At 41.5% G+C, this 13,240-nt stretch carries 9 protein-coding genes; 1 reads left to right on the forward strand and 8 read right to left on the reverse strand.

The genetic code is table 11. From position 1 onward, the window contains the following. Positions 1-42: 42 nt before the first annotated feature. The 4 genes from M2408_RS14790 to M2408_RS14805 form a co-directional block, all read right to left on the reverse strand. Entirely contained in the window at positions 43-1,461 is a 1,419-nt protein-coding gene (locus M2408_RS14790) for a TlpA disulfide reductase family protein (protein WP_259183093.1), read from the reverse strand. Positions 1,462-1,610: 149 nt separating this feature from the next. Further along, a complete protein-coding gene (locus M2408_RS14795; protein WP_259183094.1) occupies positions 1,611-3,086 on the reverse strand; it encodes a RagB/SusD family nutrient uptake outer membrane protein in 1,476 nt (491 codons plus the stop codon). Between the two features lie 11 nt (positions 3,087-3,097). After that, positions 3,098-6,721 (reverse strand): SusC/RagA family TonB-linked outer membrane protein, encoded by a 3,624-nt coding sequence (locus M2408_RS14800; RefSeq protein ID WP_259183095.1) that lies wholly within the window; start codon positions 6,719-6,721, stop codon positions 3,098-3,100. A gap of 161 nt (positions 6,722-6,882) precedes the next feature. Further along, complete coding sequence (locus M2408_RS14805) at positions 6,883-8,034, reverse strand: FecR family protein (protein WP_259183096.1); 1,152 nt, start codon at positions 8,032-8,034, stop codon at positions 6,883-6,885. A gap of 232 nt (positions 8,035-8,266) precedes the next feature. On the opposite strand from M2408_RS14805, the gene M2408_RS14810 reads away from it, so the two are divergent. Then, complete coding sequence (locus M2408_RS14810) at positions 8,267-8,827, forward strand: RNA polymerase sigma-70 factor (RefSeq protein ID WP_259183097.1); 561 nt, start codon at positions 8,267-8,269, stop codon at positions 8,825-8,827. Between the two features lie 44 nt (positions 8,828-8,871). On the opposite strand, the gene M2408_RS14815 is transcribed toward M2408_RS14810, so the two are convergent. From M2408_RS14815 to M2408_RS14830, 4 genes are all read right to left on the reverse strand, one after another. Further along, positions 8,872-9,390, reverse strand: a complete 519-nt coding sequence (locus tag M2408_RS14815) for a hypothetical protein (protein ID WP_259183098.1) — start codon at positions 9,388-9,390, stop codon at positions 8,872-8,874. A gap of 109 nt (positions 9,391-9,499) precedes the next feature. Next, positions 9,500-10,834, reverse strand: coding sequence for a DUF5689 domain-containing protein (locus M2408_RS14820; protein ID WP_259183099.1), 1,335 nt, complete (start codon positions 10,832-10,834; stop codon positions 9,500-9,502). A 44-nt stretch (positions 10,835-10,878) separates the two neighbouring features. Continuing rightward, positions 10,879-11,790, reverse strand: coding sequence for a DUF4397 domain-containing protein (locus M2408_RS14825; RefSeq protein ID WP_259183100.1), 912 nt, complete (start codon positions 11,788-11,790; stop codon positions 10,879-10,881). Next, a complete protein-coding gene (locus M2408_RS14830) occupies positions 11,787-13,217 on the reverse strand; it encodes a hypothetical protein (protein WP_259183101.1) in 1,431 nt (476 codons plus the stop codon). The genes M2408_RS14825 and M2408_RS14830 overlap by 4 nt, the downstream gene beginning before the upstream one ends. Between the last annotated feature and the right edge of the window lie 23 nt (positions 13,218-13,240).

Below are 13,240 nucleotides of genomic sequence, written 5' to 3' on the forward strand. Positions count from 1 at the left end.
GGTTACCAAAATACCAGTGCCAAAGAATAAAATCGCTCAAGGCTATTTGTTATTCAATGCTCTCATTAACTGATTATATGTTTCGTCATTGCTGGGTCTCGGAGCATCATTATCTAGTATTTTACCATCTCTGCCGATGATTACATATCTTGGAATACCGGAAATATTGAATGCCTTGGCAACAACACTTTTGGTTCCACCTTTTGACAAAAGATGAACGCCCTCGATCTTATCATCGACGATTGCTTTTCTCCATTTGGCTTCATTGTCATCTATGCTAATGTATAAGAAGACCACATCTTTGTTGTCAGCAAATCGTGCATGGAGTTTAGGGCTACCAGCTTGCATTTCCTGTCTACAGGGGGAGCACCAGCTCGCCCAGAAATCTATATAGACGACCTTCCCTGCAAAATCTTTTAAGGACACTTTTTTACCATTGATATCGTCCAGCTCAAAGGGTGGCGGTGTAGCTCCAGAAGCGAGTGTTAACGCACGATCATAAATCCCCTGAAGCTCTGCCACATGCGCATCGCTTCCGCCGTCTGCAGCAAACTTAGGAATATAAGATTTATAATCGTTAACATCTTTGGCATTTAACAATAGATTGTTAACAGCCGAAAATAATGCAAGCTCTCTGATTTTCCCGGTGAGATTCTTTTTGATTAGGTCATATTCCATCTTACGTTTTTCTTCTTCTTTTTGTGCAACAAGGCTATCTTCTTTTCCAATTTCCAGCATGTGTTTATATCTCAGGTAGCCTGGTAAACTTCCTCTGATAAATCTGTTATAGGGATAATAAACGAGTAGCTCATCTGAAAGCTTCACTTTTTGAAGCATATTCAGATAATCTGCCGGTATAACCTCTTTAAACTTTTTTTTCAGTCCCTGACTGATCATATAGGGCATGATCATCTCAAAACCCAAACCCTCGTAATAAAATTTGAGGTACTGGAAATCGAAAAAATCCTTGCTCACTTTTGATTTATTGCTTTCTAAAAAAGCAAGATTATCTTTGCGCATTTGTGCAATCTGCTTATTTAGTACCTCCGACGAAACTTTGGTGGCATCGATACTAGAATAGTTTTTGATATAAAGGGCCATCAGATCTTTGTAGGCGATAGCATTTTCCTTTCCCTTCCCGGTAAAAGTCGTAGCGTCTTTAAAGTCGGTTTTGATCAAAAGATCATCACCGGGTTCGATATAGAGATTTAATGATCCCTTTACAGGTTCGTCCATACCCAATCGAACGTCAATGGGTTTTTCCAATGTGGTAGAAAACTCAAAGATACCATCTGCATCCGGTGCGAGCGTTTTCACCTCGGTCTCTCCATCTTCAAAACCGAACCACATGGTCTTTCCTACCAAGGGCTTAATATCCACACGGACACGTGTTTTCTTACCCTGTCCAAATCCCATACTGGCATACATACACAGTATAAAAACAATTACATAATTTTTCATGTTCTCAATCTATTTTAGTTGTTATTTTATTATTTCACTTTTACTTAATTCATCATTTCCTCAGTCAAACCTAACCGCATGAGAATATCCTGGAGTCTCTACCTTTTTGATGATTTCCAATTGAAAATCAGCTATACATAGTGGCTGTATTAGGGGTTCTGCTGCATGGCTGGATTTGACTGCAAAATGTAAAGTGGAAACCTGAAAGCCAACCGCTCAGGCTTCAGTTTGTATGTCGCCGTTACTTTCCCGTCTTTATCGTACAATTGATGGGTATCACCGACTGTACCCTTATGATCTGGATCGACAGAGAGCCGACGCATGTCCCACCATCGCTCGCCACTCATAAAAAACTCTCGTATACGTTCCTCCAAAATAAACTGGGTTAGTTTGATTTTATCAGTGGTTATTGCTGGGGGAACTCCAGCTTCGTCACTTGGCATACGATTTTTCCTTAAGGTCATCAGATTTTCTACGGCACCATTCAGGTCACCAAGCCGAGCTTTGCATTCCGCCAGCAACAGATAGATGTCAGGAATATTAACCCCCAAGTTGGTCAATCCGCCTCTTCCCCAGGCGCGTTGCATATCCTGAGGATACATAGCTGTCATACCAAATGTAAAATTGCTCATAAACTGTTTTCGTAGGTCAGTATTTGCAAAGCTCTTCACCGTTTGGGGATTGAGCATAATTCCCGATGCGAGGTATACATATAGGTTCGATGTAAATTTTAAATATAAAATCTCTTCGTCGGCATAAGGATCCATCCCCCGAGCGGGACCAATAAATGGATTGACTGGTGTAAATACTCCTCCGTTTGCAAGCTCTTTATTATAGTCGTACAAGCCTACTGGGATGCTGGCCCCAGCTAAATCTTTTAGGGCAGCATCTAGTAAGGGTAATGCCAAGTCAAACTTTCCCATATAAACATATACCTTTCCCAAAAGTGCCTCTCCAGCAGATCGGGACATCCGGATCCGGCTGCCTGCTTTCTGCGGAAGATCAGGAATAGCCGCTGTAAGATCGGCTACTATCTGCTCATACATTTCTTTCACAGTTGCTCGTGTAAACGCGGTCTGGGTAACATCTGCAATTTTATAAATTGGAGCCGCCAGATCACTAGCTGCTGTCGCCTCATTGTAGGGTTTTCCATAGTAATTCACAAGCATAAAGTGGCTATATGCGCGCCCTGCCAAGGCCTCTGAACGGATAGACTTTTTTTGACTTTCCGTCCCTTCTTTAGCATCCAGTACCTCGTTAATAATCTTATTATAGTAATATAATTGCCGAACGAGCGAGTTAAATTCGGAATAGTTATCGTCTGCAAGGTAGATATCATCTTCCCAACGAAAAGCTTTCTGATCTGATAGCCGGAAGGTCCCAGTACCCAATACGGAAAACAAGGGTGCATAACCTGCAAGCTCATCTGACATGAGGATGTGCGATGCCAGAGCCTGTCCACGAATAGATTCTGCATTTAATAATAAGTCATAATCTGCTGTCTTCTCGGCAATCAAAAGCCCTTTTGGATCAGTATCCAAAAAATCTTTTTTACATCCAATGAAAGAAACCCCAAGTATCAAAAGGGATATGATCCAAGTACTATTTTTATTGATGGCTCTCATAATTTTAAATCTTAAAAGGTTAAATGGGCTCCAACGGTAACGGTATTTTGATTAAAAGGCATGATTCTCGTCCCGTAACGAGCCATTTGAAATTCGGGGTCTATTCCATCCTTATTATTTTTCCACAACATGATATTGGAAAGCTGAACCCTGAAGCTTAATCCCTCCAATCGAAGTCGCTTGATCATATCACCGGGTACTTGATAGGAAAAAGCCATATCCCTAATTTTGACATAAGAAGCACTCAGAACATTTCGGTCGGCCCGAATATAATATTGTAGGTCGCGGGCTTCATTGGCTCCTGCATCACTGAGAAAAGATGGGATATCTGTCTTCAATTCATCTCCCGCGACCTGCCATCTATTGGCAAAATCCGCATGCAGGTTACCGGATTGAAAATCTTGGTTGTCGATAAAGCTTCCATTATTATTTGCGGTATAAGTCTTATTCACATCCCTGAACATGACATGGCCGAGGTTGTAAACCATATTGACAGTTAATCCAAAGTTTTTATAGCGGAATGAGTTGCTGAGCCCGCCACTCCAAACAGGCTGGTACACGCCCATGTAGCTGATATCTTCAGGATTCGTATCTTGTCTGACCTTCGTGATCGTACCATCCGCCCGGTAAACCTGGGGATCCCCCACTTTATCCAGACCAGCATATCTATAGGCGAATACGCTAAAAGCTGGATAATCTTTCACGTAATCCGAATTAATCAATGCATTGCCCGTATTGATCGGTGCTGCCAGATAACCAAAATCAGTTACTTTGTTTTTATTATAAGCCATCGTTAGCATCGTGCTCCATAGGAAATCTTTTCGCTCAATATTGATCGTATTCAAGAGTAGCTCTACACCTGTATTACGTAAGCTCCCCACATTCCCATTGATAAATGTCGTTCCGGTCAATGGATTGATGCCGAGACGCCCCAGCAGGTCGGATGTCTCTTTACGATAAAACTCCAAAGATCCATTGATCCTGTTATTCATCAATCCAAAATCAAGCCCTAGGTTATAATTTTTTGTACGCTCCCAAGTCAGATTTGGATTAGCCAAGGTGCTTATACTTAGTGAAGTCCCCCCAGGTGCATTGGGATCTGCCGCTGCTGCCAGGACATCTTTGGATGAGGCAAAACCAGGTGCTGGTGAATTACCTGTAATACCGTAGGTGGCACGCAAAGCGAGCAGATTTACCGTTGGTTTCACTTTTTCCATCCAGGATTCCTGTGTCAGCATCCACTTTAGCCCCACACTCCAAACAGGTCGTCGTTGTGCGGATTTATTGATACCAAATAAATTGCTCTGATCATTTCTCCAACTGGCATTGAGGGTATATTTGCGAGCAAGGGTATACCCGGCATTTGCATAATAAGAGGTAAATCTACTGCGAGGAACAGACTCCAATTCTCCGAAATAACTGTTGACTGGCAATTTTGAACTTGCGCCTGATCGAGGCAAAATAGGGTTGATCACACCTGTTGAACTCAATGTTTTGTAGTCCAGCATCGTGTAAGTCTGCAATACCTGATCATAGCCATAGACCTGGCTTGTGTTGACGGTCGTGACCTGTTCCTGAGCTTCCTGTCCAATCAAGGCCGTCAATTGGTGCTGATTGTCATTCCAGCTCATGTTGTAGTTCAACTGGTTTCGAACGGACCAATTTTCCATGGTGGCATTATTGATACTATATTCCCCTCCATTCGTTGGAAGATGATAAACAATATTTCCATCTGCGCCTATTTTGGCAAAATTGACTACATTGATACGTTGTTGATAATTGGAATGATCCAAATATTGTTGTGTCCGGTAGTTGCCACGGATATAGCCGTACACCCCTTCAAAACGAAGTCCTCTGAGAATATCTATTGTCAGCCCGGAGTTAAAACGCCCCGTAAAATTCTTATTTTTCCCTTGGCCCGTCTCCATGTCTTCAAGCGGATTATAGGCCAGTCCAATCCGGCTTAATCCTTCAATGGATGGCCGCTGTTGTTCGGAAAGATAGCCCATATAATTGATATCCATTGATTTCCCTGAAGCATCTCGAAATAATTGATAAGGCAAAAACTGGTTATTGATCGCTTTATAATTTATGGAAGATATCGACTGATAGTTAAGATCTGCAATCAAATAGGCCTTCAGGAAACGGTTGAACGCAAAGTCCTGACGCGTATTGATCTTGAACGTTTCATCCTTGCTCCCGGGTGTAGCGGAGCGGTTGTTGGTATAGGCCAAGGAATTATAAAAAGTATGTTTATCACCCCCACCAGCAATAGATAAGGTATGATTCATGACCATCGCCGGCCGATAGAATAGATCACCTATCTGTCCAACATTATCGAGTCGTGAAAGGCTGTCTAACTTGGTCTTTCCCTGTGCCTCTGTCAATACACCACGATGAATATCGTAAAGTATCTGTCTATCTGGAGTTAATCCAGTAGACACTCCCGTATTGGGATTATAGTTCGTCACCGAGGAATATGGCTGTTGTACAGGATCAAAAGTCTCCCGCGAGGCCTGAATGAATTGGGCACTGCTGAGTACAGGAAAGTAATCGTATTGTGGACGGCCCTGAAAATTAACAAAACCATCGTAGGTAATCCGGGTTGCTCCACTTTTACCTTTTTTGGTGGTTACCACGATCACACCATTTGCCGCCCTCGCTCCCCAAATTGCAGCAGCAGTGGCATCTTTAAGAACGGTGATATCTGCTACGTCCTGTGGATTTATGGCGGTAATGTCGTTCACATCCATGGCTATCCCGTCCACCACGATCAAGGGGTTTGTATTGGCCTCAATCGTAGTCAGCCCGCGGATAAGAAAAGGAGCGCTTTTGCCATATATTGTATTGGGTGCATTGTTGATCACAAGGCCCGGTACCAAACCGTCTAATCGCTGGATCAGATTCATGGATCCGGTACGGTCTGCAACAACCTTCATATCTGGTTTGGCAAAAGATCCGGCACTTCGCTCTTTGGCCAGCGATTGATACCCTGTATTGACTAAAACCTCATCTAAAATTCCCGCTAGTTTTAGTTTGATGGTTCCCATATCAGTGGCCGCCTTCGCATTATAGTCCTGATAGCCGATATAGCTTATTGCAATATATGCCTGACGAGGAACCTTTTGTAATGAAAACTCACCATTGGCATTGGTCATCGTTGCCGCCTTCTTTCCTTTGGCAGTCATTGAAAAATCCCCGGTCTCCTCATTTTCGGTGGAAGTGATGGTCGCTACAGAAATGGTCGCACCCTGAAGTGGATGGCCATACTGATCCAATACACGACCCCGAATATCGATTTCCTGCAGGCTTATAGGATCGGTTTGAAGTGTTTTTGATGGCGATGCGGTGACCACAATCAATCTCCCATCTATTTGATAAGTAAGCTCCTGAGTATTGAAGAGTCGCTTTAACGCCTCATCTAATGTTACGTTCGTTACATTAATCTTCACAGGCCCAACCCCATCCATCAATTTACGGTCGAAGATGAAATCATACCCTGTTTGAGTCCGGACCTTTCGAAGAACACTCTTTAAAGAGCTATTCTTTTCATTCAGAGTCACCCGCTGTCCAAAGGTTGTGATGGCATACACTTGCATCATGGACATAAATAATATGACGGTGGTTAGGCGCATAATGATCAATTTAAAACAAAAATTTTTATACATTTGAGTTAAATATTGGTTAGCAAAACACGATTAGGTTCCAAGCTGTCGTGTTTTGAATTTGATAATTGATATTTACTTTTCATAGTCAAAAGGATCTATATCCTTTTGGCTTTCTTATTTTCATTTCTTTACCTTCTTATCATAATCCTCCTTCCTTTGATTTCAAACCGGATGTTTGTTCCCTTTTCTATTTTGTGCAGTACATCTGCTAGTTCACTACTACGTGAAATCCATCCGTCTAATGTGATATCTTTCACTGATATTCCCTCATAGTCAAACTGGACATTATACCAGCGCTCGATATCACGTAATGTCGTTTCGAAGTTTTCCGATCCCAAGGCGAACTCTCCACTTTTCCAGGCCAACATTTCGGCTACATCAACGGTTTTAACTTCAATATTGCCTTTGCTGATGCGCGACTGTTCTGAAGGTTTAAGAACCCTAAATGCTTTTGTCTCCAAATCGGTAACCTTAACAGAGCCTTCGGCCAAAGTCGTTTCTGTATAGGCGTGATCCGGATAGGTACTGATATTAAAATGTGTGCCCAATACAACAACTTGCTGTTTAGCTGAAGACACAATAAACGGTCTCTTTCTATCTTTTGACACCTCAAAATAGGCTTCACCCTTTAACTTGACCAAGCGGACTTTAGGGTCGTTAAATCCTGTTGCAAATTCGATGGAAGATGCTGCATTTAACCATACTTTTGATTTATCAGGTAAGCTGATCATATAGGTTTCACCGGTTGAGGTACTCAAAATATTCACACCCTTGCCTTGGCTGTGATCACGTTCAATTTCATACCGAAGTTGACCATCGGCAGTTTTAGTTATACGAACCCCATTTTCATTTGCCAATTCTCCTGTCTTATTAGCTGACAGGGAAATCTGCCTTCCGTCAGCCAAGGTCAGTGTTGCCCCGCTTTGACCGGGCAAAATGCGCTTATCCATTGACTTGGCAACATATTGATCTTGCATTGTCGTACGATATTGATAAAAATAAAAGGCTATACTCAAGAGTATCAAGAAAGACATCGCTATTGCTATACGTGGCCATAGTACGATCTCTTTCGGTCTATTAATCTTCTGGTTGATCCTGCTCAGTAACCTTGCTTCCAGCTGTTCTTCGGACGCCGCAAAAGATTCGGATAACTCAACCTCTTTTTGCAGGTCGCTCGTATACCATAAATTGAATGCCTCTATTTCTTCATCTGTAATGGTCTTATCCAACCATTTTGAAGCTAAGTATTGATACTTTTGTACATTGTCGTCCGGTTCCATAATTGGGGCTTTATGAATATGTCTCCTGTGAAATACAAATCCCTTAGTCCATGCGGAAAAAAACATATTTTTTGACTATTTAGAGATCCCCCTGAATTACTCAATTAAAATAGCGCGGCCAACCGAAAGCTAATTATTCACATGGCATGACTTTTTTTGCCATTATTTTCAAAATAATATACAGATTTGCATATTGCTGACTTACTTGGAATAGCGGGTATACTATAGACTAATGATAGACTTAAAAACATATGCCGATGATGAGCTGACCACCTTGATGATTGAAGGGGATCATAATGCTTTTACTGAAATCTATAAACGATATTGGAAACGGCTATTTCATATTGCAAGTTTAAGACTCAATGATCCCGAGGAAGCCGAGGAGGTGGTGCAAAATATATTTGTTTCCCTATGGGATAGAAGAGAGAAACTCGAAATAACCACAAGCATAAATGCCTACCTTGCCATATCTGTAAAGTATAGAATTATCAAAGTATTGGACAAACACTACAACCAGCAAAAATATGTGGAAAGCATGACCGCCTCCATATTGGATGATTCTACCCAACAATGGCTCGAATTTCTAGACCTCAAAGACATACTCGAAAAGACTATTACCGATCTTCCCGAAAAATGTCAGCTTGTTTTTCGGATGAGTCGCGATCGACATATGTCTCAGAAAGAGATAGCGTCGGAACTGAATATCTCCCAAAAAACAGTGGAAGCTCACTTGGGCAAAGCGATAAAAACACTGCGGAATAAACTGAATAGGTTCTTTATGCTTCTGTTGTAAAATACAACCTACAGATAACTGAAGTATTGTGATCACTTATTATATTAAAAACCTATACCAAACTGCATACCTACTCCTACAGATGCGGGCTGGTTATTGCCAAACCTAACTGGAAAGGGAGCAGCTAACCAATAGTTGTGTGTAGTCTTTTTTATAATTACTTTATTCAAAACTGGCGTAAAACCAAAACGTCCATTGCTTTCAAAAGCCAGTCTTCCGACCATACCAAATCCTCTATCGAAACGAAACAGTACTCCGGGATGAAAAAGCACAGAGGTTACTTTGGTACCATCACTGTCTGAGCGAATCGCAGGAGACAATTCAAAACTAAACCCGAACCGTTCGCTCTTCATTAGATTGAGACCAACCGGAAAAATGATCGTATAATTGTTCTCAAAATTATACTTCATACCCTCCTTATTCCAGTTACCTATTGGATGTGTGATACTGAAATAGGCGGTCACTTTTGGATACATGGCTTTCGTTTGGGCTTGGATCCGAGATTTAATACCAGATATAATTAGTATAATTATAAAAACACGCATAATAAAAACCTCACTCATAATCCATGCTGTTGCCTACTGTACACACTTGGGTTCTTTACCAAGAAGCTTTTATAACTGATGCAGAACATCCACCAGATTTCAATTGATGGATGTTCTGCACAATTACTTAATACCCCACTTCGACCTTACTGACAAGCAAGGGCGCAAAACTATATTCACTAGAGCTAACCGTTGACCGCTTAGAAGAAAGATTATAAATGGCAATTTGTGGATTTGCCAAAAACTCATCCACCATTGCTGCTGGTACCCCTTTTGAAATCAAGTCTGCCTTGGTAGGAAATTTAATTGTCAATGAATAAAATTTACCCACCTCACTATAGGTCGGTGATTCACCAATCAAGGGTTGACCATACATGGCATCGTCAGATGTTCCCATGCCGACACCAATTTTGAGTGTGTGATTTGCGGGATTAAAATCCTCTAATGTGAAATTAGGAACATAATCGCCGAAATATCCCCCATCAACCGCTCCTTTTAAGGCACTGCCCGCAAAAGTTATTGTGATCGTTTTTGCTTCAGATTTCACTGCATCTGTAAATGTAAGAATACCTGCTTGATCGGCTTTTGAAAAAGCCGCCGTTGTGTTGGTTCTAAGCAGATATGAATAAAATTTAGTAGCCTCTGTAAAATTTGCATCTGCTGCTATTGGAATAGTTCCGCGTGTACTGTAAGCGTTACCTCCCACATAACGAATTTGATCCGGTATCAAGACATTTTCTATTCTTGTCACATCGCCTGTAATCACATCATTTACATTGCGAACATCAATACGCACATCATTTCCATTTATTCTTACAATACCTGTCAGTTTGCTTACACTGACAGGTAACGTGTTGTTTTCAAATACAGCACCTGTAATCACTATTGAAGTCAAGTCTCCTGAGGCATCTTTTACACGTAATGTCCCTTTATATTTGCCATCCGTTGAGCTTAGCTCAGTCGCATTGACGGACACCAATGTACCATCCCAATCAACCTTATTTGTTTTGATATCGGCAATTGTGGTGGCCTTGGGCGTAATGGAACCAGCAGCTATTTTCTTCGCATTGGCTGAAGGTATGTTTTGCAATATCACTTCCCCATTAACCTGAGCAAGGGTTTGGTTGCTGATGGTCAATTCGATCTCATCACCTAATGCAAAAGTCTGCGTGGCATCGAAGGTTACAATAACGCCTGGCTTACCTGTTCCTTCTTGTAAAACAACCGTTTTATTATCGATATTCTTCGCTGAAACATCCGATACCACAATACCTTTAATCTTACGCCCATCGGGGATTTTAATCGATGTGGCGGTACTTAATGTCCGTAATTCCGTAACAGTAATTGTTTTTACTTCGATCGGCTGCGGCTCAGGATTTCCTTTATTTTCTTTCTTACAAGCTGAAAGTCCCAGGATCAGGAACATACTTAGAACAATACTACTAACAAATTTTGATTTCATCTGATTTCTATTTAAAATTGATTGTTAAAATTTCACTTTTTTAATTAATAGGTTCTTCTTAGGTTAATACGCAGGTTTGGTGCAACGGATACCTTCACAAAACCAATTGTACTCCCTTGGATGCTGTTGATTCGACGGGTAGTTTGCAAAGCAAATCCTTGCACGACGATGATAAATGAACTTTTAGAAACAGCGGGGACAGATGCAGTGAACAATGGACTCGCACTACCTGTTTTCCTGATCTTAATCAATAATTGCCCTAAGTTTTTCTGTGCTCCAGCGGTATCTATCGCTGTATAATCACTATATGTACCAGAAGCAAGTGCAGCAGGTAATCCTTCATCTATTTTGGTACCATTGCTGTCCTCTCGGAATATCTCCAATGCTCCCAAATCAGGAGAAAGATTGAGCACCTGTATGCGCACCTTTCCGGATACTCCTTTGCGTTCGACCGGAACATTGAGAATCTGATAGGATGTATCGGAATGAAGGCTTTCCACTAAATACTGTGTTGTGAAGCTATCGGATTTAAGGTCGATACTGTTGTTGGCAATCGTCCTTTTTAGGACATTATCATTGGAAACCGATGTATAGCCGAAATGGTAACTTCCTGTTTTCAGCGGCAACCAATACACGACATTATAGGTGACATCATTTGGTACACCCAAATAATCAACTGCCAAATCGGATCCCGTTACCGAACGCGGATATTGCCTTGCATCATCCGTTGTTGAAAACTCAGGAGTGGGACCGGTAGCAGCGGTATCTTTGAAGTAAACTCTGTGTCGACCGGATATCGCACCGTTCTGAATTAAACCATCTGCAGCATTGTAAAAATTGACGTAGGCGACCTTCCCATCATTAGGCGCATAATCATCCTGTTTTTGACAGGAAAAAATTAGGTTAAGCCCCATTAAATACATCCAATAGGTTGTTATTCTCATTGCTATTTTCATTGGTATGTTGTTTTAACGATTACAGATTTTGAATTTGCGGTACCATAAATCATACCCTCCTCATCATAATTCAGCCATTGATCAGCACCAGGGCTTAGGGTATAAATTCCTGCAGCAACTCCACCGGGTGCATAACGTTCTCCGCGTTTCAAATTGAAGTTTAATAAACCCATGGTCGCAGGTACACCACGATCTGCCCGTTCATTATAGAAATTTAACAGCCGTTTGCCTGGTAGCGCTAGGTTAGCTGATTGCGACGGGAGGGTCAATACAGCAAAAGTGCCGGATATATAGGGTTGGTAAATGCTGCTTACGGGGTTCCAATAGGTAAAATTATTGGTATAGATCTCGGCCTGGGCATTCAGGTCAAACAATGAGACACTCACTGTCCCCCCTTGCAAACGGGCGTATAACAAGCCTTCGTCTGGATAAATGGCATAGGAAAATTCTAATGCTTGTCTGGTCTTGACTCCTGGTAAGGGATTATTTGACTGCGAGTTATTGTTATAATTAAGCAGATACTTAAACCGGCCATCAGCCGCCAGCTTGGCCATGGCATTTTGTTCTTGAGATAATTGTACATATACGTTTCCTTTACGATCTGGATAGATACCTGTTACCTGAAAAATTTTAACATTGCCAATCAAACCCTCATATGGTTGCATGGAAGCATGTGTGGGATTTGTTTTCGGCAATACTGAACGGTTAAGAGTGGTCAACTGGCCCTTTCGTAGGTCTATACGGCAAAGACGGTAAATGTCGTTGGTTACATTATCGGCGTTGCTATCTGTCGTGATGGCAGAAAAGTAGGCATATTGCTCTAAAGGGTCTACACCACCAGCATTAAATGCGTTAATGGTAAAACTTCCAAAATTATCTGTAAGTGTGTTACCATCGAACATTTGTGTTGATGTTCCGTCCTTGGCAATGCGTATTATAGAATTCGCAACTGTCCAAAAAAACACAGTACCTTTCCCATTAAGGCAAAAAAGCGGCATTGTCCCTCTTGACAAACTTGTCACCCTTTGCCATTTCACAGGACCTGGAAGTTGGCCCATTGCAGAACTTTCGATGATCTCTATTGATCTGATTTGAATAACATTGCCACCGGAGCTAATTGTAATGGGGCGATCCGGACCAATGCCCATTTCTGGGGTGATAATGATCTTCGCCCGGTCAATCACTTTTTGAATCTTAGTTAGGGAAGCTATCTCGGCTTTTACACCACCTATCTTAATCTCTAACTGATTTTCGGCATTTAAACGCCCATCAAGTATCAGTGTATCACCTACACCATAAACAGTCTGATATTCATTCCTTACTTCAGGTTGTGCATCCAACTTTTTGTAATATTGTTCTGCTTTTTTACAGGCGGAAAACGATAGGGCCAATAAAATGGCAATAATTGCACATGTGAACTGATTCATATATTTTTTCATAATTATCCTGC

Source organism: Sphingobacterium sp. BIGb0165 (genome assembly GCF_024810095.1).
Lineage (GTDB): Bacteria > Bacteroidota > Bacteroidia > Sphingobacteriales > Sphingobacteriaceae > Sphingobacterium > Sphingobacterium detergens.